The organism is Mucilaginibacter tolerans, from assembly GCF_030519375.1.
Lineage (GTDB): Bacteria > Bacteroidota > Bacteroidia > Sphingobacteriales > Sphingobacteriaceae > Mucilaginibacter.
Window position 1 is genome coordinate 148605 of sequence record NZ_JAUMKB010000007.1, and the last position, 20489, is coordinate 169093.

22 protein-coding genes are annotated in these 20489 nt (G+C 42.4%); 13 read left to right on the forward strand and 9 right to left on the reverse strand.

Features of this window, described 5'->3' with window-relative positions:
* The first annotated feature begins 17 nt into the window (after nt 1–17).
* The 8 genes from Q3A68_RS11920 (at nt 18) to Q3A68_RS11955 (ending at nt 5244) form a co-directional block, all read left to right on the forward strand.
* Nucleotides 18–728, forward strand: a complete 711-nt coding sequence (locus Q3A68_RS11920) for a cytochrome c oxidase subunit 3 (RefSeq protein ID WP_302901313.1) — start codon at nt 18–20, stop codon at nt 726–728.
* Nucleotides 729–739: 11 nt separating this feature from the next.
* Nucleotides 740–1087, forward strand: coding sequence for a cytochrome C oxidase subunit IV family protein (locus Q3A68_RS11925; RefSeq protein WP_302901314.1), 348 nt, complete (start codon nt 740–742; stop codon nt 1085–1087).
* Nucleotides 1087–1785, forward strand: a complete 699-nt coding sequence (locus Q3A68_RS11930) for an SCO family protein (RefSeq protein ID WP_302901315.1) — start codon at nt 1087–1089, stop codon at nt 1783–1785. The genes Q3A68_RS11925 and Q3A68_RS11930 overlap by 1 nt, the downstream gene beginning before the upstream one ends.
* Nucleotides 1786–1876: 91 nt before the next feature.
* The gene (locus Q3A68_RS11935; RefSeq protein WP_302901316.1) at nt 1877–2452 is read left to right on the forward strand and encodes a DUF420 domain-containing protein; all 576 of its coding nucleotides are present in this window, start codon (nt 1877–1879) and stop codon (nt 2450–2452) included.
* 103 nt (nt 2453–2555) lie between these two features.
* Nucleotides 2556–2831 (forward strand): hypothetical protein, encoded by a 276-nt coding sequence (locus Q3A68_RS11940; RefSeq protein WP_302901317.1) that lies wholly within the window; start codon nt 2556–2558, stop codon nt 2829–2831.
* 93 nt (nt 2832–2924) lie between these two features.
* The gene (locus Q3A68_RS11945) at nt 2925–3590 is read left to right on the forward strand and encodes a DUF2461 domain-containing protein (protein WP_302901318.1); all 666 of its coding nucleotides are present in this window, start codon (nt 2925–2927) and stop codon (nt 3588–3590) included.
* 87 nt (nt 3591–3677) lie between these two features.
* The gene (locus Q3A68_RS11950; protein ID WP_302901319.1) at nt 3678–4436 is read left to right on the forward strand and encodes an OmpA family protein; all 759 of its coding nucleotides are present in this window, start codon (nt 3678–3680) and stop codon (nt 4434–4436) included.
* Between the two features lie 46 nt (nt 4437–4482).
* Entirely contained in the window at nt 4483–5244 is a 762-nt protein-coding gene (locus tag Q3A68_RS11955; RefSeq protein ID WP_302901320.1) for a metallophosphoesterase family protein, read from the forward strand.
* Between the two features lie 93 nt (nt 5245–5337).
* Here the strand turns inward: Q3A68_RS11955 and Q3A68_RS11960 are convergent, their stop codons facing one another.
* Together Q3A68_RS11960 and Q3A68_RS11965 are read right to left on the reverse strand one after the other, a co-directional pair.
* Entirely contained in the window at nt 5338–5643 is a 306-nt protein-coding gene (locus Q3A68_RS11960; protein WP_302901321.1) for a DUF4286 family protein, read from the reverse strand.
* A gap of 99 nt (nt 5644–5742) precedes the next feature.
* A complete protein-coding gene (locus Q3A68_RS11965) occupies nt 5743–7551 on the reverse strand; it encodes a tetratricopeptide repeat protein (protein WP_302901322.1) in 1809 nt (602 codons plus the stop codon).
* Nucleotides 7552–7856: 305 nt separating this feature from the next.
* Here Q3A68_RS11965 and Q3A68_RS11970 point away from each other — a divergent pair, with 305 nt between their 5' ends.
* From Q3A68_RS11970 to Q3A68_RS11985, 4 genes are read left to right on the forward strand one after another with little or no spacing between them, the layout of a single operon-like run.
* Nucleotides 7857–9602, forward strand: coding sequence for an alpha/beta hydrolase family protein (locus tag Q3A68_RS11970; RefSeq protein ID WP_302901323.1), 1746 nt, complete (start codon nt 7857–7859; stop codon nt 9600–9602).
* 11 nt (nt 9603–9613) lie between these two features.
* Nucleotides 9614–11260, forward strand: a complete 1647-nt coding sequence (locus Q3A68_RS11975; RefSeq protein ID WP_302901324.1) for a sensor histidine kinase — start codon at nt 9614–9616, stop codon at nt 11258–11260.
* A gap of 16 nt (nt 11261–11276) precedes the next feature.
* Nucleotides 11277–11969 (forward strand): response regulator transcription factor, encoded by a 693-nt coding sequence (locus tag Q3A68_RS11980; RefSeq protein ID WP_302901325.1) that lies wholly within the window; start codon nt 11277–11279, stop codon nt 11967–11969.
* A gap of 47 nt (nt 11970–12016) precedes the next feature.
* On the forward strand, nt 12017–12448 hold the full coding sequence (locus tag Q3A68_RS11985) for a DUF5990 family protein (RefSeq protein WP_302901326.1): 432 nt from the start codon (nt 12017–12019) through the stop codon (nt 12446–12448).
* A 41-nt stretch (nt 12449–12489) separates the two neighbouring features.
* Here the strand turns inward: Q3A68_RS11985 and Q3A68_RS11990 are convergent, their stop codons facing one another.
* The 6 genes from Q3A68_RS11990 to Q3A68_RS12015 form a co-directional block, all read right to left on the reverse strand.
* Nucleotides 12490–13116: a class I SAM-dependent methyltransferase gene (locus Q3A68_RS11990; RefSeq protein ID WP_302901327.1), complete on the reverse strand. Its 627-nt coding sequence runs from the start codon at nt 13114–13116 to the stop codon at nt 12490–12492.
* A gap of 7 nt (nt 13117–13123) precedes the next feature.
* On the reverse strand, nt 13124–14014 hold the full coding sequence (locus Q3A68_RS11995) for a UbiA prenyltransferase family protein (RefSeq protein WP_302901328.1): 891 nt from the start codon (nt 14012–14014) through the stop codon (nt 13124–13126).
* Nucleotides 14015–14041: 27 nt separating this feature from the next.
* Nucleotides 14042–15316, reverse strand: a complete 1275-nt coding sequence (locus Q3A68_RS12000) for a metallophosphoesterase (protein ID WP_302901329.1) — start codon at nt 15314–15316, stop codon at nt 14042–14044.
* Between the two features lie 15 nt (nt 15317–15331).
* Nucleotides 15332–16837: a sigma 54-interacting transcriptional regulator gene (locus tag Q3A68_RS12005; RefSeq protein ID WP_302901330.1), complete on the reverse strand. Its 1506-nt coding sequence runs from the start codon at nt 16835–16837 to the stop codon at nt 15332–15334.
* Between the two features lie 94 nt (nt 16838–16931).
* Nucleotides 16932–18029 carry a vWA domain-containing protein gene (locus Q3A68_RS12010; RefSeq protein WP_302901331.1) on the reverse strand — a complete coding sequence of 366 codons (1098 nt, stop codon included), beginning with the start codon at nt 18027–18029 and terminating at the stop codon, nt 16932–16934.
* A 171-nt stretch (nt 18030–18200) separates the two neighbouring features.
* The gene (locus Q3A68_RS12015) at nt 18201–19079 is read right to left on the reverse strand and encodes a carbohydrate kinase family protein (RefSeq protein WP_302901332.1); all 879 of its coding nucleotides are present in this window, start codon (nt 19077–19079) and stop codon (nt 18201–18203) included.
* 60 nt (nt 19080–19139) lie between these two features.
* Between Q3A68_RS12015 and Q3A68_RS12020 the strand changes: the two genes are divergently transcribed.
* Nucleotides 19140–19559, forward strand: coding sequence for a YybH family protein (locus Q3A68_RS12020; protein WP_302901333.1), 420 nt, complete (start codon nt 19140–19142; stop codon nt 19557–19559).
* Nucleotides 19560–19636: 77 nt separating this feature from the next.
* Here the strand turns inward: Q3A68_RS12020 and Q3A68_RS12025 are convergent, their stop codons facing one another.
* Complete coding sequence (locus Q3A68_RS12025) at nt 19637–20449, reverse strand: phosphatidylinositol-specific phospholipase C/glycerophosphodiester phosphodiesterase family protein (protein ID WP_302901334.1); 813 nt, start codon at nt 20447–20449, stop codon at nt 19637–19639.
* Nucleotides 20450–20489: the final 40 nt, after the last annotated feature.

Sequence of the window (20489 nt, forward strand, 5' to 3'; positions counted from 1 at the left end):
CCAACAATTAAGTACAAATGAGTACAACTGTATCACAAATAGACGAAGTTAAAACAACGCCCTGGGCGGGGGGCAGATCACCTTTCGCTGTAGAGTACGGCAAAATGATGATGTGGTTTTTCCTTCTATCAGATGCCTTTACTTTTTCTTCATTGCTCATCTCTTACGGAGCGTTACGTTTCAGCTCAAATGCATGGCCTGCACCAGACCTGGTTTTCCAGTCAGTGCCGGGAATGATAGAGCATGGCGCGCCATTGGTATTTGTGGGTTTAATGACCTTTATCCTGATCATGAGCTCTGTTACAATGGTATTGGCGGTTGAAGCCGGCCACCGTAACGCAAAAAAAGAAGTAATAGGATGGATGATCGGAACCATTATAGGTGGTTTAATGTTCCTGGGTTGCCAGGCACTGGAATGGTCACACTTGCACAGCGAAGGCTTTTGGTGGGGTGCGATACCGAATATGGAGACATTGAAAGAGCTTTTCCATGGGGCGCCATCTACCACCTATGCACATCAGTTTGCAAATCTATTCTTTACCATAACAGGTTTCCACGGTTTCCACGTATTTAGTGGTGTGGTAATCAATATCATTATTACCATTAACGTTTTGATGGGTACTTATGAAAAACGTGGTAGCTATCTGATGGTAGAGAAAGTTGGCCTTTACTGGCACTTTGTAGACCTGGTTTGGGTATTCGTATTTACCTTCTTTTACTTAGTTTAAAAAATCATTGTATGTCAGAAACTATCCATACAGAACATCATGATGAGCATGCCGAGCATGACACCATGACCAAAAAAAGAATTTGGAATGTATTTTTCATATTACTGGGCATAACAGTAGTTGAGTTCATTATAGCATTGTGGCTTGTACCTCAGCACCATATTCCGGTTACTGCAGCAAACCCGATCTATATTGTGCTGACTTTGTTCAAGGCATTCTTTATTGTTGCTTATTTCATGCACTTAAAATTCGAAAGAATTGGTTTAGTGTTCGCAATCATAGTCCCTGTTTTGTTTATCATCGGCTTGATCCTGGTGCTTACAAATGAAAGCCACCACTGGATTGATCTGAGAATGTAATGAGCAAATTAAGCTTAATAAAAAAAATATTAATCCTGGTATTGATCTTAGCTCTACCGGGATTTTTATATTATTTACTAACCGTAAAGGGTAAAAACCGCTATCACGCGCTGGCGAAATTCGGGCCGAAAGAGATAGCAAAAACTACGCATCGTGTTCGAGGCAAGGATGTCCCGGACACCATTTACCATACGGTGAATGATTTTAAACTGGCTGATCAGGATGGCAATTCAGTTTCAGTTAAAACATTCGACGGGAAGATATTTGTAGCAAATTTCTTTTATACCCATTGCCCTAATATTTGCACAGTAATGAATGCCAATATGGATAGCCTCTCGAGGGCTTGGGCGAAGAACAAGATGGTGTATTTTGCTTCGATAACAGTCGATCCGGATAGAGATTCAGCACCGGTATTAAAAAAATACTCAGAAAGATTTCCCGGCTCGGCAAAATGGCTTTTTCTGACGGGAGACACAAGCACCATTTACCCGCTGGCACGCAACGGTTTTTTGGTGAATGCGTTAAAAGTGGATAAGGATAACTTCATCTATTCGGATAAATTAATGCTGATCGATTCGCATGAAAGGATAAGAGGGTATTATTCCGGCGCGTCAATGCCAGATGTACTTCGTCTGAATGATGAAATAAAAGTGCTTATTTCAGAAGAATTGCGGGCGAAGGACACACCACTGTATTAATGACTGAATGAGTGAATGAGTGATTTGCAGAAGCAATCAAACCTTTATTCGCTAAATCACTCATTCACTAACTTACTAATTAAATAAAGACATGACTGATAAATTCATTTTCCGTTTCGTCGCAGCCGTTTCCGTATTTGTGTTTTTGGTTGTAGTTATTTTAAACCGGCATTTGATCCCTGCTCCGGCAACTATTCCTTCATTCATTGGTTATTTGCCTAAGCTGAATGCTATATTGAATGGCACCTGCAGTATTTTGCTGCTCACTTCGTTTTATTTTATAAAGCAGGGAAATATTACGGTTCACAAAAGGATCAATATCCTCACTTTTTGCTTATCATCACTTTTCCTGGTTTCTTATATTCTATTCCACTATTTAAATCCTGAGACACGGTTTGGTGACCTGAATGGCGATGGCATCTTATCACCCGAAGAAAAAGCTGCTATCGGGAATATTCGTTATGTATACTACGTGATCTTGACCTCTCACATCATACTCGCAGCAGGCGTATTACCGCTGATATTGTTAAGCTTTTATCGTGGATTACAAATGCAGGTAGAGAAGCACAAAAGGCTGGTAAGGTGGACCTTCCCGATCTGGTTGTATGTTACAATTACCGGAGTAATCGTTTACTTTATGATCGCACCGTATTATCCTTTTAGATAGGCTGAAAATCATAGATTATAGAACAATCAGAGTTCTGTAGCGTTGTTATTTAAATCCGAATTCGAAAATCCGAAATCCGAATTTTAAATGTATTTTTGCATCGATGAAAGGCATTAGAATTTTCCTGGTTTCAGTTGCTTTTAGCCTGATGATTTTAGGCTCCGTCGGCGTGAAGGCCCAGTGCGCTATGTGTACCACCGCGGTGGAATCGAACAACAAAAGCGGAAGCAATGCTACTCACGGCCTCAATAACGGCATCGTTTATTTACTGGCTGCTCCTTACCTGGCTGTGGCAGTTGTTGGCTACATCTGGTATAAAAAATACCGTCGCAAAAATGTCGATCTGAACGTTCCTCACGAGAAATTAAATCTGAACTAAGGCTCTTTTGTCTTTTTGCTTTCGTGAATAAATTTCAGATATTCACACCTGATTCTTTTATCATTTCATCAGGCAACCAAACTTTTTTAATCTATGAGGATCAACCCGGAAACATTCGATTTTTTAAAAGATCTGGTAGAAAACAACAATCGCGAATGGTTCCAGGAACATAAACACCAACATGATGAAGCCCGGCAAAATGTAATCGAATTTACAGGCGAACTGTTAAAGCAGCTCCACAAAGTTGACCCATTGGTAAATGCCGAAGCCGATCCAAAAAAGTGTGTGCTAAGAATTTACCGGGATATCCGCTTCAGGCTAGATAAAACACCCTACAAAAATAATTTTGGCGTCAGCATACCTACCACGAGTTCAAAACCCGGAGGCGTGGAGTATTATTTTCATATTCAGCCGGGTAAGTCAATGGTCGCTGGTGGATACTGGATGCCGGAAGCCGATCTGCTAAAAAAAATCCGACAGGAGATCGATTATAATGCTGCTGATCTGAAAAAGATAATTGATGATTCTGAATTCAGAAAGATGTTCGGTAATTTTCGTGACCAGGAGCAACTGAAAACTGCACCACAGGGTTATGCTGCGGATAATGAAAATATAGACCTGCTGCGGCTAAAAAGTTTTATTGTAATGTATAATGTGACCGATAAGTTTTTAACGAAGGATAACGCGCCAGAACAATTAGCAGATATATGCAGCAAAATATATCCGCTTAATGTATTTTTAAGAAATGCACTTGCTTAACTCTTTATAACCATTCCCACCATGAACAAGATCAAATATTATTTATTGGCCCTTGTTGTATGCGCGACCCTACATTCGTGCGTATCAATGAAAAAATACAAAATGGCAGTAGGTGAACGCGACTCGCTTCAAAACCGGACAACCAGTCTTGAGGCACAGGTTTCGAGCCTGCAGGCAGATACTATGCACCAGCGTCATCAGTTGGCTGAGTTGCAGAACAACTATAATAGCCTGACCAGCAATTATAATAGGTTGAACGATAATTACAACAGCAGCTCAAATAAGGTCAGTGAATTATCAGGCGACCTGAAAAAAAGGGAAGCGCGCCTGAAAGAAGTAGAAGAAGCTCTAAAGAAACGGGATGAGGCTACCAACGCACTGAAGGATAAACTTCAACAGGCGTTATTGGGTTTCCAGAACAGCGGATTATCAGTAGATATCCGCGACGGAAAGGTATATGTATCATTGGCTGATAAATTACTTTTCCCGTCGGGAAGTATTGTGATTGATGAGCACGGGAAATTAGCCTTAAACCAATTAGCCGATGTGCTAAATAAGGAGACCAATATCAACATAGCTGTAGAAGGTCATACGGATATCAAAAAGGTGATCAACCTTGGGCAGATAAAAGATAACTGGGATTTGAGCGTGTTGCGTGCCACCTCGGTAACCCGTTACCTGACCGAAGTGGAAAAGATCGATCCGAAGAGATTAACAGCCACCGGCAAAAGCCAGTATCAACCGGTTGACCCTGGCACTACCTCTGATGCTTTGGCAAAAAACAGGCGTATAGAGATTGTACTGACGCCGAAACTGGATGAGTTGTATAATTTGATAAAGCAATAATACGGAGCCCCTGAACAAGGGGCTTTCTTTTTTTGTTATAATCACCATGAAAACATACGCTATTATATCCGACATACACGGCAATTCGCTTGCCTTTGATGCTGTTTTAAAAGATATCAAATCGCGGGGAATAGAAACCATCATTAACCTGGGCGATTACTTTTTCGGCGCACTAGAGCCGGAAAAAGTTGCCGGAATGATGCGTGCAAACCCGATGCTCTGCATTAGCGGTAATACCGACCGCGAGATATTGCAAGCTGTTGATGGCGACTTTACCAAAGATGGTATGGATAGGGTAAAAGCTGATCTTTCAGAACAAAGCATTGCCTGGCTGCGCAGTTTAGCAAAGACTTCAACTTGCGATAGCTTGTTTTTCGTTTGCCACGGTACCCCCGAAAGCGACGATGAATATTTGCTGGAAAAGGTAACGCAGCATGGCGTGTTTGTTTATAATGACGAGGAACTAATCGCTAAGACAGCAAACATAAAAGAACGTATCATTCTTTGCGGGCACTCACATGTAAACAGAGTGATTTATTTGTCGAATGATAAAATCATATTGAATCCAGGCAGTGTGGGATTGCCTGCTTACCTGGGTACCGGCGAACATCGTTTCGCCATGGAGTCCATGACACCACATGCCAAGTATGCTATTGTAGCTGCCGGCGGAGATAACATCAGCATAGAACAGGTGCTATGCGCATATGACTGGCACAAAGCCTCAGAAGCCGCCCGCAAAAACGGCAATGAAAAATGGGCTCAGTTTTTATTGAGGGGAAGGATGCCGAAGGAGTTGCGGATAGAATAGTCCGAAAGTCCGTGTAAGTAGGAAAGTCCGAAAGACAATGCCCGGGATTTTACAATCATCTTTCGGACTTATGCAGGCTTCCCGACTTCCGGTCTACAATTCAATCTCTTCCATAAGCGTATGGAACAGCGCGAAACGCTCCTCAAACTGCGCATTGTGTGCCTGGTGTATCTGGTCCAGGTGCTTGTAATGAAAATCGCTGTAACGTTCGATAGAATCGGTATGATACTGGATGCAATAAGTAATTCCCTCGTTTGGAGAATCAAGCACAGTTAGTGCCTTGAAACTATCAAAAGCTCCGGTAGCCAGTATAGACGGTATATGATTTGTTTTTATCCATTCGAGCCATTCAGTTACAATGGCGTCATCAACAATAAAGGTCTCGTTGTAAACTAACATGCGGTAAATGTAGTTAATAGAATCAAGATACAAGAGTCAAGACTCAGATGGAATCAATAATTAATAAATCACTAATTTGCTTATTCACTAACTCTCTAACTAAGATGCGTCCGGTTTATCGCCTCTTAGCAACCTGAATCGTTTTCTAGCCTCATTAATCCACAAACTGCCAGGGTAATCCGTTATCACTTTCTGATAAAAGGTTTTGGCCTGTTCCTTGTTGTTCAAGTGGTTCTCATACAGATCGCCCAGCATAAAAACTGCGTCATCGGCCCAAAGATTATTCGGATGCTCATCTACTATCCTTTTTAACGGGGCGACTGCGTCATTAAAATTTTTCTGCTGGATCAGGATGCGGGCCTTGGCCATTAAGATATCATCACTCAGGTTATTGCCGGGATATTTTACGTCGATACTATCCAGGATAGATACCGCTTTTTCGGGTTGCTCGGCAAATATTTGCAAATCAGCGCGGGCATACATTTTTAATGCTTTGCCTGAGGTATCGGCAAACAAGTTGTCGGTAATAAGCAACGATAGGTTCAGCGCGTCATTGGCTATTAGTTGAGAAGTGGCTGCCTTTAGCACATCCAGCTCCCTTTTAGCAAATTCCAGGTCGCCCGTGTAATAAGCCAGCTTTGCATTCCTGAATTTTGCATCCTGCCCGATAGAGGTATTTGGATAAGCAGTCTCCACCTGGCTGTACAATAATGTAGCCTCCCATTGCTGTTTATTTATCAGATAAACATCACCCAGATCGAGTTTGCAGCTATTCAGCAGATTGGATTTTAGTCCTGGTATTTTTATGGTTTCTTCCAGCAACTTTTGGGCATCATCCAGTTTGTGCAGTTTAAAAGCCTCCAGGTTAGCCAGCTTTTGCATGGCAAAAGCTGTATTGCCGTTTTTGCCAAATTCTCCTATCAGATCAAGATAGTCTTTCTCCAATCCAAGCAGATCGGCTTGCGTATATTTACCGGCTGTGACTAATAAGTTTTTGGTGTTGATCTGCTCAATTTTTGCGGGAATATAAAGCTGGTTGTCGCGTCCTTTACTGATAATGTATTGATATCCGCGGATTGCAGTTTCATAAGCCTCGTTCGAAATAAGGGTCTGACACAGTTCAAAAATGCTGTTTCCGTCATCATTTTGCCTTCTGCTTAATGCAAGCGCCTGGTCTAAAGCCTGATCAAATTGCTTCTGTTGCAAAAACTGCCATGTAAGCAGATTGATATAAACAATCTGTTGTGGATCCTTTTGAATCCGTTTGAGGAGAGCAACTTTGAGCATATTATAATCATCCTCGCCCTCATACGCTGATGAAAGTGTATTTTCTGCCTGGGTAATGAATGCCGGGTTGGTCGGCAGGAAGTTTAAATACTCTTCGGTAAGTGCAGCCTTATCTCTTTTAAACCGGTATAGGTTGATCAGTTCAAAGGCATACAGGTTGTCATTATGCAATAATTTGCGGCCTTGCTGAAATATCTTAATTGCGTAATCCGCATTTTCTGCCTGGTAAAATTGGGTGGCCAGGTTAGTGATGGCTCCGGCATCAGCGGGGAGATTTTTGATCAGATCGTCGTAAATGGCATTCGCTTTATCAGTATCTCCTTTTTGGGTATAAACGCGGCCAAGCCATATACTGAACTGATATTCATCAGGATGTTTACGAAGCATCCGCTTTGCTACGGATTCCGCTTCGTCAAATTTTTTGAGGCTCAACAGGCCGTTCAGGTAGTAAATAAAATAAGCTTCATTATCCTGTTTATACAGTTTTTGATAAAGGTCCAAAGCTTTCTGCGGCTCGCCATTAGTCGAATATTGCCTTGCTAATTGCAATTCGTTCCCTTGCGCAAAAGCCACTGATGCGCATAAAAACAGCAAGAAAAATATGGCGAAAGTCCTCTTCATCAAATCAAAAATAATCAAATAAAGCCAAATTTATTGCAAATGATGCTGCTACCTAATATAACGGCAGATTGCCGTAAAATTGTAGTGACATTTTGTATCGCTTGAGTAATTTAAGTAAGTTTAACCTAATATAAGGTTCCGAACTATTGTAGATGATGTTGACCAGGCTGCGAATTTTATTTTCTATTGCGATTATATGTTTATTTGCAACATGTAAAGAAGAACATATAAAGCAAATACCCATTAGCGATTTTTTCAAAACAGCTGAAAAGAGTTTTTTTAGGTTATCGCCAGATGGGAAGTATGTGTCCTACTTAAAACCATTTAAAGGCCGGCAAAACCTGTTCATACAATCATTGGCAGACGGGAAAGAGCAAATGGCCACTTCTTTCGATGATTACTCGGTACGAAACTACTCTTGGACCTATAATAACCAGATTGTCCTGATACAGGATGTTATCTCTATTGACCAATATAAAATGTACGCGCTGGATGTCCCGGAATTAAAATTGCGTGATATACTGACATTAGATAAAGGCCGCATAAACATATTGAACAATCGGATAAAAGGTGAACCGGACGTGGTTACCATTAGCATGAATAAACGTGACCTGGCGAATTTTGATATCTACCGGCTTAACGTAAAAACAGGCGAACTGAAGCCTTATCTGATAAACCCGGGAAATATAACGGAATGGTTCCCCGATGATGACGGCAAAATAAGGTTGGTAAAGTCGTCCGATGGCGTTGATGAAACTATACTTTACCGGGCCAACGATAACGAACCCTTTAAACCGATCATCAAAAACAACTTTGTGAACAGGGTACAGCCGATAGCATTTACAGGGGTAGAAAGTAATTTTTATGCTTTATCAAATATTGATCGCGATAAGTCGGCATTGGTGGAGATAGATGCGCAGACTGGAAAAGAACAAAGGGTGGTTTTCACTTGCGACAAGACAGATATTGGCAGAGTAGATTATTCAAAGGATCTGCATCGCCTGGAAATTGCCGGTTGTGAGGAGGCAAAACCTAAGAAACATTTTCTGGACTCGGGCGTCAAGCTCATTTATGATACATTATCAAAGTATCTGCATGGCACCCAAATAGATATTGTGAGCCGTGATAGTGCTGAAAACAAATTCATTTTCTTTAGTTATACCGACCGCAACCCCGGTACCTATTACTTGTATCAACACAATACGGGTAAAATAACCAGCCTTGGGAATATTAACTCGTCCATTAAGCCGGAGGACCTTTGCCCTATGGAGCCCATCAGCTATACCTCAAGGGATGGGCTTGAAATTAATGGATACCTCACCTTACCAAAGGGAAGTAAAACAACCGACCTGCCTGTTGTAGTGCTGCCGCATGATGGTCCGTGGCGAAACCGGGATAATTGGAGATATAGCGATGAGGTACAATTCCTGGCAAACAGGGGGTATGCCGTATTCCAGATAAATTACAGAGGTTCTGCCGGGTATGGGAAAGCTTTTTATAGCGCAGGCTTCAAGCAGGTAGGAGGAAAAATTCAGGATGATATAACTGATGGTGTTAAGTGGTTAATTAAAAAGGGAACTGCTGATCCTAAAAAGATAGCTATCCTGGGAGGCGGTTTTGGCGGATTTTGTGGATTATATGGTGTATCATTTCATCCTGATATATATAACTGCGCTGTAGTTCAGTATGGTCTGATCAACTTTTTTACCTATATAAAAGATGTACCACCTTATGTGAAACCCCGCTTACAGATGATGTATGAGATGATAGGAAACCCCGAAACCGACGCAGAGCAATTAAGAGCGATTTCTCCCGTTTTCCATACGGATAAGATCAAAGCGCCTTTGCTTATTTTCCAGGGGGCAAAGGATGAGTCTGCCAACATAAGTGAAATGAACCAGTTTGTGCGCGAACTGAAAAAACAAGGGGTTAGTGTAACTTATTTCCTGAAGCCAAATGAACGTAAACCTTTCAGAAATGAACGTAACCGGATGGAAATGTATACGGAAATAGAAAAGTTTCTGGATGCGAATATGCATGTGAGGAACTAAAGACGTTTGTAATGGCCGCGCAGCACAGTATTTACCGCAAAAATTTTTCATTAATTATTTCTTTCCTGATACTGATATCAGTAACGTTTATCGTTGCGCTTTTTATTGCTTATGGCCTTACCTCGACCTACGTTGAAAATGAGTTTTCATCAAAAAAGATAGATGTGCTGGAACAGACGATGAAACCTTATAACGACTTTTTCTCTAATCGCATACCTGAAATTACTTATTATCAGGGTTACCTGGATTCAACGTCGGCAGCAAAATATTCAGGTACTGTTTTCAGCGCTTATCCGTTTGTGCGGCGTATAATATTTTATAACATCAGTATTGGCAGCAGTAAACCCCCTCAGAAGGGCTTGGATGTGAACATCAACTCCGTATATGAGTACTGGCGGCGGAGAGACCAAACGATGGCAGGTGCCAAAAAAACGGTGCCTCAAACCAATCCCGATTTTACATCCATGTCGGCAAAGCTGAACAGTTTTGTTGCATTTGCAGATACAACAAGAGAACCAACACAAGACGAAAAGTTCAGGACATTTTACGACATCCAGCCCGAGAAAATAACTTATCTAAATATTCCCAGGCGGGAAGAGGTGAAACGCTATCGGGAGATACAAAAAGGAATAGCTCAGCCCTCAGAGTACAGGCAGAATATGCTGACGTTTCTTTTGAATCAGCATGCACTTAAAGTAGTAAACACCCATCCCGAATTATATAAAAATATTTACCTGAGACCAGTAGTGTATGATCCCCTGGATAACTCGGTTAATAAAATCACGACCGAAGTTCCCCTTACAGGTGGGTTTGCGGATTATAAATTATATTTCAGCTCACCCAGGGACTATCTTACCGCGGAGACTAACCGCCGGTTTATGCCGATTGCCGCGATGGTGTTGCTGATCTACATTTTCCTGGTGCTGATCGGCTGGTTGATTTATCGTAACCTGAATGTGAACATGAAATTGTTTAAGCTGCAGTACGATTTTATAAATAACTTCACTCACGAGTTTAAAACGCCTATCAGTGTTATAAAAATAGCCGGTTCGAATCTACGGGGCGATAGTGATCTGAGTGAGCGCCAGCGAAAGCATTATGGGAAAATATTGGATGAAGAGGCTGACAAGTTGAATGAACTGATGAATAAACTACTATCATTTACACAGCTTGAAAATAAATCGATTATTATCAAAAAAGAAAAAGTAAATCTGGAAGATTTTACAAAAGGGTACATCGATACATTCAGAATAAAGTATCCTGACTTTAAGCTGGATTATAAGATTGATAAAGTAAGCAACTTTTATACCGATCCGGTATTGTTGGGTAGTGTATTTCAAAATATGATGGAGAACGCTTATAAGTATTCTAACCCTAAACACAGGGAGATGAATATTAAGATTGCTCCGGGGAAAAGGAATAATATCCTCTTTTCATTTAAGGATAAAGGGATCGGTATAGCCCGTGAGGAAATGGAAAATATATTTAAGAAGTTTTACCGGATAGAGAACCAATACAATCAGGATGGGAGCGTGGGTTTGGGTTTGGCATTCTGTAAGGAACTGGTTAATTTTATGAACGGAGAAATAACAGTAACTTCAAAAATCAACGAAGGTTCGGAGTTTATTGTTAATCTTCCTTATGCAAGTGCCGAATAATGATCAAAATTGAATTATGGAAAAAGAAATAAAAATAGCGCTGGTTGAAGACGATGAAAACCTGCGTTTCCTGGTAGCCGAGCGTTTGCAGTCTGAGGGCTATAAAGTGCTGGAAGCTGATAATGGCGATTATGCCGAGACAATGATATTGGAAGAACAGCCACATATAGTATTGCTGGATTGGATGCTGCCAGGCAAGCAGGGCGGCGAAGTATGCAGCTCGATAAGGGAGCAGGGTTTCGATAAATTAGTGATCATGATGACTGCCAAGGCACAGGATGTAGACAAGATCGAGGCTTACAACTTCGGCGTGTCAGATTACATCACCAAGCCATTTAATATGGATGTTTTGGTGGCGCTGATAGATAATAAGATCAAGTTCTCTCTGAACAGTGAAAAACCTGAAGCATACAAGTTTGCCAATATGGAGCATCACCCCAATACGCACCTGCTGATAAGGGATGGGCGTAAAGTGGAGCTGACCATATTGGAGAACCGCATTTTGCTGTACTTCCTGAAGAATAAAAATAAGGTGATCAACCGCGAGGAACTGATGATGGAAGTATGGGGCTACAACGCTGATGTGAATACCCGTACCCTGGATATGCACATTGTACGTTTACGTAAAAAGATCGAAAACAACCCTGATTCACCAACCTACCTGCAAACTGTGAGGGGAATTGGGTATAAGTTTGTGTACGAAGGGTGATTTGATTTTGGATTTACGATTTTAGATTTAGATAGATTTGTGAATTGTTGGAACTGCCTTTGCATATCGTATTGCAATTACCGCCTCCGGGTGTTCACTTCGGCCTGCAAAAAGGTTCGGGAAGCAAGTATGAGACGGTGCAACTGCAAAAGTCGGGTTCCGGTGATTTGCATTTTGATTTAAATGTCACTATTCGCGGCGACAGGATAAAAGATCAGACACCAAGGTTCGGCGGACCGTTTGCACAGGGTTCTTATCCAGATAATTTTATTTATATTGATATCGGTACTTACGCCGGGAAGGAAGATATATGGTCGCGGCGGCTTAAAATTCCTTTATCCGGAATTACCTGGGAAATTGTCGATCAGCTCACTACAGATGCTGATCTGACTTTAGAAACGTATGTACCTGGCACTGCAAAGGATGGCTCACCAACGTGCGCTACGGTGAAGCCTTTTGCTGGGTGGAAGATTGTGTGAAGTCAAAAGTCGAAGGTCAGAACAATTTGTGCAAGAGTGCCTCAGTGTGACAGCTTTTGATAAGCCGTGGACAAAATAAACTCACCGAAAAATGATTTTTGGTCGATGGGCTCGTATTGATACCCCTCAAATTGCTTTTCAATTTTGGGCAACTTCTTGGCTTCGATGCCACAAATCAACCTAAAAAAGACAATCATCGATTTGAGCAGGAACGAGTGCCACCATTTATCTGTCGGCCTGAAATCGGTATTGAGCCAGATGCCGCCGGATTTTAACCTATTATGGCTATGTGCAAACACCTTTTGCAATGTTTCTTCAGTGAAATTATCAAACAGAAACGGCGTTAATAACACATCATAAAGTCGATCTCCATCTAAGTTCTCAACCGGTTTGTTGATAAAGATTACTTTGTTACTTCCTGTATTTCGTTTCTTGGACAGACTTATCATGTTGGGCGAAACCTCTGCATAAGTTATGGTCAATCCCGAAGGGCGCACTTTGGCTATCTCTTCCAGTATCCATCCTGTGCCGCCGCCTGCAATTAAAATATTTGAATTTGCAGGGATATGTTTTAACAGGTAAACCTGTGACCGCACCAATGCTTTGCCATAAACCAGTCGCGAAAGATGGTCATAAAACCAGGCAGAATTGTCATAATTGGCGGCCATAATTTCGTTATGAAATTAACCGGCTTACTTGATTAAAAGCAATCACAAAGAGATATTGTAGTATTAGTACCCCATCCATATAAAAGAAGTAGTAATATTCGTTTTTCTCCCATTTTGATTTGAAGATCAGCCAGCCGGTAAGTACGACGCTCAATGTCAGGGCCCAGAAATCGGTAGTGAAGCCCATATTGCGGAAAAGGAACAACAGAACTAAGTATCCAATTAGCAATACCTGGCAAAAGAGGTAGGCGTTCTTCTCGCCCCAGGCAACGGGGATGGTTTTAAGGCCCAATTGCTTGTCCTCAAATAGATCTCTGATATCAAATGGAATAGCCAAAGCTGCAATAAACAGGAAACGTTTGGCGATGAGGATAGTAGTATCACGCATGGAAATAGTAGCCAGTTGCCCCGCCTGGGCCTCCAGAATAGGTAGCAATACGCAGCTCATGGTCCACACCAGGGTAATCATGACCAGTTTTAGACCGGGAATATTGCGCAGACTGAATTTCTGTTCGCCAATGGAAAACAGGGGTAGTCCATAGCCAAATGATAATACAGCCAGGAAGATCAATAATATTTTCGAGCCGGTGGAAATCAGGAAGAATAGTGGAATTAATGATAACATCGACACGATGGTAAGCGTAACCATCAGCCGGTAATGAGAAAAGAACCAGCGAATGCGCCGATAGGGCGATGCCTCCGGGTTTTTAGGCTTGCTGATGAGTATACAGAAGTTGTAAATACCCAGTGTGGAAGTAAACAATAGCCCTAAAACAGAGTATAGGGGTTTTGAATCGATGAGGTGAAAAGTAAGTAGACCCTGCGCTACGGCGCATAATGACATGAATACGTTGCTGAAAAGCACGAAATCAATGACGGGCTGCAATAGTTTCTTCATCGGCAGAATGAGAAAGAAGCGCCGTTATTAAACCTTATTTGATAATGACGGGTCAGCGGCTGCTTTCAGTTCAAATATCGTAATCTCCGGCAACATTCCAAGCCTTCCGGGATAACCTAAAAATCCATAGCCCACATTTACATATAATTGCTGTTTGCGTTCGCGGTAAAGCCCGGCCCATTCTTTATAAATATATTGGATCGGGCTCCATTGAAAAAACTTGGTTTGCACGCCGAACTGCATGCCGTGCGTATGTCCTGCAAACATCACATCAATATCCGGGTAATCCAATACCTGTGCCCGCCAGTGCGACGGATCGTGCGAGAGCAGCAGTTTTACCGGCAAGTCATTGGTATTTTTTGTAGCCAGGTCCAGCCTGCCCCGTTTAGGAAAGCGGCTTAATGAGCCCCAGTTTTCTACCCCTAAAATACCAATCTCTTCGCCATTTACTTTCAATCGGCGGTTTTCATTTCGTAGCAGATCCCAACCCATGTTTTTGTGGGTATCCAGTATGTCCTGGAAGTTTTTCTGCCAGGCTTGTTCGGTTGGCCAATACGCATAATCACCATAATCATGGTTGCCTAAAGATGAATAAACCCCCAATGGCGCCTTCACTTTACTGAAAATATCCTGGTAACCACTCATTTCGCTGGTTCGGCTGTTCACCAAATCGCCGGTAAAGAAAATGAAATCGGGCTTTTCCTTCATCAGCATTTCAACACCACCCGTTACGGCTCTTTTATTATAGAAACTACCGGAATGGATGTCGGATATTTGCCCCAACTTAATACCATCAAATGCTTTAGGAAGATTTGGTAAATAAAGCGTACGGTGCTTTACCTGGTAATCATAAACGCCCGAGATAGTTCCATAAACAATACCTCCCAGTGGAATAGAGCCCGCCAGTAGCCCAGCCTTCATTAGGAACTCCGAGCGCGGAATATCATACGGGCCTGGCTGTCGTAAAGGTTTTTCCTCTTTTTGGGATTTTTTCCTGAACCAAATAACCAATCTGCGGATATCATCAGTCAATATAAACGGCAGGAACATCATCTTGCCAATGGCCATCAGGAAAAATCCAAGCAGGAACACTGACCGCACACCAAGGCCCATGTGCCGGAAAATGCTTAAAAATACACCGATAATAAGCCCTGCCGAGATCAGCCAGTACAGCCTGGTAAAAGTGCGCGACTGGGCAAATTTCCATTTTTTAAGTCCGGCGCGTATACCGCCAATAAGGTAAAAGTCGGCCAGTAAAAAGCCGACGCATATCAAGAGTATAGAAGGGGCTTGTTGCTCCATTAGATCCGGGGTAAATTAATAACGATCATCATCTAAATCGAGGTCGTCTTCATCGGGTTCAAGGTTGAACAGGCTGTTGAACATGTCTGAAAAGGCAAAGCCATTATCAAGAAAGCCTTTGTTGAGCTGAGAAAATTCAGCGAGGCCATGCAGTACGAATTCCATCAGCAATAGTTGCTGGCTTTCGCTTAGTTTAGGGTGGGTTTTCTTTACAAGATCCTTTAAGCCAGCGACCGAGTTAAGCGACTTCTTGTATTCCGCCAACGGCAGATCATCATTCAGCAGAATGGTATTGCTGTCGCCGAACCAGTTGATAATTTCCGTATAAGGGTTTGGCGCTTTAGATTTTTTCACCTTTTCCGGATCCGGGAAAAACTGAAGCATCAGTGTTTTAATAGCTTTGCCGATCATCATATTGGCGACCTTGGCGGGGCCTTCTTGTTCGCCTTCGTATACCAATTCTATCTTACCGGTTATGGCGGGGATCACACCTAAAAAGTCGGTGATGCGAACAAAAGTAGATGATTCACCATTGATGATCATACGCCTTTCAGCATTACTTACCAGGTTCTCAAAGGCAGAAATGGTTAAACGTGCAGATACACCCGATTTTTTATCAATGTATTCTGAATTACGTGCTTCAAAAGCAATCTGCTCGATCAGGTCTTTTACCAAGCCATCCACCTCAATTGCAGTTTTCTGCTCAGGCGATAGTAAAGCTTCCTGTTGTGTGATCTTGCGCGAAATCTCAACAGAGCGTGGATAATGCGTCAGTATCTGGCTTTCGATACGGTCTTTCAATGGTGTAACGATAGAGCCGCGATTGGTATAGTCTTCAGGGTTGGCTGTAAATACAAACTGTATATCCAAAGGCAAACGAAGCTTAAAACCACGTATCTGGATGTCTTTCTCCTGGAGGATATTGAATAATGACACCTGGATACGCGCCTGCAAGTCTGGTAATTCGTTGATGACGAATACGCCCCTGTGCGCGCGTGGGATCAGTCCGAAGTGGATTACTCTTTCGTCCGAATAATGCAGCTTCATGGTAGCGGCCTTTATTGGGTCTACATCACCAATCAAATCGGCAACAGTAACATCAGGTGTCGCCAGTTTTTCTGTATATCTTTCAGAACGGTGAAGCCAGGCTATTGGGGTAGCATCACCCTTGATATTCAATTCGTTGTGTGCATACCATGAGATCGGGTTGAATGGATCATCAAATAATTCAGACCCTTCAATGTATGGCACGTATTCATCCAGAAGGTTCACCATCAGGCGGGCAATGCGGGTTTTAGCCTGACCACGCAAACCAAGTAATAATATATTGTGGCGCGATAAAATAGCGGTTTGAAGATCAGGTATCACAGTGTCTTCAAAACCGATGATGCCCTCAAAGCCACCTTCGCGTTTTTGCAGCTGCAGGATTAGGTTTTGCCTTAATTCATCTTTAACTGTGCGACTTTTGTATCCCGATTTTTTTAACTCGCCTAAAGTTTTTATATCTGTTATTTTAGTCATTTGTCTTTGTTAGTCCGAAGGTCGGGTAGACCGCAAGTCCGGAAGTTCTTTGTCAAAAATTATATAATGTGTAGTCGTCTTTCGGACTTTCGGCTCATCTAACGGTTCTTCTCCGGTTACGGATATAGTCCTCAAAAATATATTCACCCAAACCAGTTAGCGAACTGTAAAAAGCTTTGCCGCCATTGGTCTCGGTAAATTTACGTACAAACTGTTGCAGATAAGGGTCACGTGCAATCATAAACGTGGTTATCGGTATTTTCAGTCTCTTGCATTGCGCTGCCATATTCAGCGTTTTGTTTACCACCTTGCGGTCGAGCCCGATGCTGTTTTTATAATAACGGTTACCTTCTTTCAGGCAGGTGGGCTTACCATCAGTGATCATAAATATCTGCTTGTTATGTGTTTTACGACGGCGAAGCAGGTCAGTCGCCAGTTCAAGCCCGGCATAAGTATTGGTATGATAGGGCCCAACCTGTAAATAAGGCAAATCTTTCAACGTAATCGGCCAGGCATCATTGCCAAATACTACAATGTCCAAAGTATCCTTAGGGTATTTTGTCCTGATCAATTCGGCCAAAGCCATGGCTACTTTTTTAGCGGGGGTGATCCGGTCCTCGCCATACAATATCATGGAATGTGAGATGTCGATCATCAGCACAGTAGAGGTAAGCGTTTTATAGTCCATTTCCTCCACTTCCAGGTCGCGCTCGGTCATGGTGAAATCGCCGATTCCGTGGTTGATCTGCGCATTATGGATTGACTGCGTCATGTCGATTTGGTCCAGGCTATCGCCAAACTCATATTCACGGCGCTCGGCATTCTTTTCATCACCCTGGCCCGATTGCGGCGAACGGTGATTGCCTTTTCCCGATTTCTTCAGTTTTCCGAAAATTTCTTCCAAAGCTGATTGCCGGATGCTCTGTTCGGTTTTCCCCGTTATACGAAATTCACCGCTGCCTTTATCTTCGTCTAAGTAACCTTTTTGCTTTAGTTCATCAATAAAATCACCCATGCCATACTCGTCATTGGTGACGTTATATTGTTTGTCCAGTTCATTCATCCAGGCCAAAGCCTCGCCCGCATCGCCGGCCGTATAGTTAAGCAACTCGAGGAAAAGCTTTAATAATTCGTCAAATCCGCCCTGGGGGATTTGCCTGGGTGTGAACTTGGAAAATCCGTAGCCACGCATACATTGTCCTTTCGAATATAAAATAACGGATTAATTCTGTTAAAAGTTTAGAGATTGACCCGGTAATGCTAAAATGTTAGGGAAGGATGACAATAGGAGGAGTTATCAGTTATTGGTGACCGGTTATCAGGTCCGCAGCATTCGACTAATCGCTGATAACTGGTTAACTGATCACTTCAATCCCAGCAACTTCTTAATCTGATCATCATACGGTGGATTGGCTCCGCGTTTGCTGGCTACGAACGAGCCGACTGAGCATGCTTTATCCACCAGTTGTTGCATAGGTTCATTTTTTAGCAGTCCGGCCACAAAAGTGGCAAGAAAGGAGTCACCTGCGCCAACTGTATCGCCTACTTGTATAGGGCAACCCGGACTTTCATAAAATTCATGGTCGTGCCAAACGATAGCGCCGTGTTCACCTCGTGTAACACAAATAGTTTTAGGATGATATTTTGAGCGGAATTCCTCGATCTTCTCGCGCAGGTTGCCATTGCTGCCGCCTATCAATAAGCTGGCTTCTTCTTCGTTCATTTTTACCACATCCGCTTTGGCAGTGAGGTTTTCAATAGTCGATAGTGTATAATGGGGCGCTCTTAGATTGACGTCGAATATTTTTAAAGCTGTGGTTTCGTCCAGCAGGTTTAACAATGTATCACGGGTAACCTCGCTACGGCAGGCCAAACTTCCAAAAACAACTGCCGAAGCATGTACAGCGGCGTGTTCCAAAAAAGAGCTTAACTCAATATCGTCCCACGATACCGGTTGCGGAATGATATAAGTAGCATGCTGATTTTCGTCAAGTTCGACCGTTACCTCGCATGTTGGATACCTATCATCACGTTGGATCAGATTCTCGGCGAATAGATCATTCTGCTTCAAAAATTCGATGAGTTCATCGCCAGATCTATCACTGCCTACTCTACTGGCAAAGCCAACATCAACCTGTTGCTGTTTTAGGTGCATGGCGACATTCATCGGTGCGCCGCCGGCTTTTTTGCCGTCCTCAAAAGTATCCCAAAGGATCTCGCCAAAGCATAAAACAGTATTCATAGGCATCAGGGTATACCACAAAGCTAAAAGCTTTTTGTTTCAATTTGTTTATTTTCGGTTATGAAAACAATAATAACCTTTTTTGGCCTGCTTTTGTGCTCGTATTCATTATTTGCACAAGATAAAGAGGCCGTTGCTAAAGTATTGGAAGATCAGCGCCAGGCCTGGAACCGCGGCGATATCGATGGTTTTATGCACGGCTACTGGAAATCGGATTCCCTCGTTTTTGTAGGTAAAGATGCCCCGGTATATGGCTGGCAAAAAACGATAGAGCGTTATAAAAGAGGCTACCCGGATAAAGCCGCGATGGGTGAACTTACTTTTAATATTATACAGGTAAAAATATTAGACAACGATAACGCCTTTGTTTTAGGGCGATGGCGCTTAAAACGCGAAAAAGATACGCCGGGTGGTTACTTCACACTTTGGTTCAGAAAGATTGGAGGTGAATGGAAAATAGTTTGTGATCATACTTCTTGAGATTTGAGACAGTACGTAACTATTGGCATCCATTGGCTGAGTGACGCAATGATACTCAAGATATTTCGTCTTCGTGTTTATTTGACGGCTTGAGCTGTAGGCAATTGTTGTTGAAACTGCGCAGTCTTCAGCGTTTTTTCTTTCAGGAAATCAGACAACTGTTCAATATGATCGGTATTAATAAAAGCTATTCCCATCTTGATGAATTCTTCCCAGGCAACTACCGTATCGGGGCATCCCCAAAAACGGAAGGGCTTGTTCAGTCTCCCAGCTTCCGCAACTACCTGCTGAAGTTTTTTCTGTTCTTGCGGGGTTAATATGGAGTAGCCGTTCCATTGCGAGTATTGGCTAAAGTCAACACTGATAATTGCTATTTTTCGCAATGCTGCTTTGCTATAGTGTTCGTCCGGACGGCCGTCAAAAAATATATATGATGGATATTTGCTGTAGTCTTCTTCTATTGGCCTGTTACCTGTGATAACAAGTTTGATATTAGCGTTGGACGTTATGGCCGGGTATTTTTTTAAAAGATCGATTAATGCCTTAAGTGTGCTATAAGCCTCAGTTTTACAGTCGATAAGCAGTTGTAGTTTTTGATTTTGTCCTGGATAAATAAGGCCATTATTCTTTTTAAGAATAGAATCAACAGGGTGCAGATAAAGTTTGCCAAGCGTTCGTTCTGGCTCTAGTTCTTTCTCTGTATGAGCCACCAAAAGCCGTCCGTTTATTAAAAAGATATCTTCTTCAATGGATTCGAATTGATACCGGTATGCTGTATAAAACGGAAATGGTTGCTCGTAGTCGTTGTGTGAATGCCTGGCGGGCACCTGGCCTTGTAGCCCAGTCAATGTAACTAGTACCAATAAAATACCGGATAAAATAATTTTCATATACAATCGCTGATAAATTTCTCTCAACGCGCCTGCTTAA

What these genes read in the sequence shown, in the direction of transcription:
- Q3A68_RS11920 (WP_302901313.1), top strand. Translation starts at nt 18, where the DNA reads ATGAGTACAACTGTATCACAAATAGACGAAGTTAAAACAACGCCCTGG.
- Q3A68_RS11930 (WP_302901315.1), top strand. Translation starts at nt 1,087, where the DNA reads ATGAGCAAATTAAGCTTAATAAAAAAAATATTAATCCTGGTATTGATC.
- Q3A68_RS11945 (WP_302901318.1), top strand. Translation starts at nt 2,925, where the DNA reads ATGAGGATCAACCCGGAAACATTCGATTTTTTAAAAGATCTGGTAGAA.
- Q3A68_RS12015 (WP_302901332.1), bottom strand. Translation starts at nt 19,079, where the DNA reads ATGAATACTGTTTTATGCTTTGGCGAGATCCTTTGGGATACTTTTGAG.
- Q3A68_RS11935 (WP_302901316.1), top strand. Translation starts at nt 1,877, where the DNA reads ATGACTGATAAATTCATTTTCCGTTTCGTCGCAGCCGTTTCCGTATTT.
- Q3A68_RS11940 (WP_302901317.1), top strand. Translation starts at nt 2,556, where the DNA reads ATGAAAGGCATTAGAATTTTCCTGGTTTCAGTTGCTTTTAGCCTGATG.
- Q3A68_RS11965 (WP_302901322.1), bottom strand. Translation starts at nt 7,551, where the DNA reads ATGAAGAGGACTTTCGCCATATTTTTCTTGCTGTTTTTATGCGCATCA.
- Q3A68_RS12025 (WP_302901334.1), bottom strand. Translation starts at nt 20,449, where the DNA reads ATGAAAATTATTTTATCCGGTATTTTATTGGTACTAGTTACATTGACT.
- Q3A68_RS12010 (WP_302901331.1), bottom strand. Translation starts at nt 18,029, where the DNA reads ATGCGTGGCTACGGATTTTCCAAGTTCACACCCAGGCAAATCCCCCAG.
- Q3A68_RS12020 (WP_302901333.1), top strand. Translation starts at nt 19,140, where the DNA reads ATGAAAACAATAATAACCTTTTTTGGCCTGCTTTTGTGCTCGTATTCA.
- Q3A68_RS11995 (WP_302901328.1), bottom strand. Translation starts at nt 14,014, where the DNA reads ATGAAGAAACTATTGCAGCCCGTCATTGATTTCGTGCTTTTCAGCAAC.
- Q3A68_RS12005 (WP_302901330.1), bottom strand. Translation starts at nt 16,837, where the DNA reads ATGACTAAAATAACAGATATAAAAACTTTAGGCGAGTTAAAAAAATCG.
- Q3A68_RS11925 (WP_302901314.1), top strand. Translation starts at nt 740, where the DNA reads ATGTCAGAAACTATCCATACAGAACATCATGATGAGCATGCCGAGCAT.
- Q3A68_RS12000 (WP_302901329.1), bottom strand. Translation starts at nt 15,316, where the DNA reads ATGGAGCAACAAGCCCCTTCTATACTCTTGATATGCGTCGGCTTTTTA.
- Q3A68_RS11950 (WP_302901319.1), top strand. Translation starts at nt 3,678, where the DNA reads ATGAAAAAATACAAAATGGCAGTAGGTGAACGCGACTCGCTTCAAAAC.
- Q3A68_RS11980 (WP_302901325.1), top strand. Translation starts at nt 11,277, where the DNA reads ATGGAAAAAGAAATAAAAATAGCGCTGGTTGAAGACGATGAAAACCTG.
- Q3A68_RS11975 (WP_302901324.1), top strand. Translation starts at nt 9,614, where the DNA reads ATGGCCGCGCAGCACAGTATTTACCGCAAAAATTTTTCATTAATTATT.
- Q3A68_RS11960 (WP_302901321.1), bottom strand. Translation starts at nt 5,643, where the DNA reads ATGTTAGTTTACAACGAGACCTTTATTGTTGATGACGCCATTGTAACT.
- Q3A68_RS11990 (WP_302901327.1), bottom strand. Translation starts at nt 13,116, where the DNA reads ATGGCCGCCAATTATGACAATTCTGCCTGGTTTTATGACCATCTTTCG.
- Q3A68_RS11955 (WP_302901320.1), top strand. Translation starts at nt 4,483, where the DNA reads ATGAAAACATACGCTATTATATCCGACATACACGGCAATTCGCTTGCC.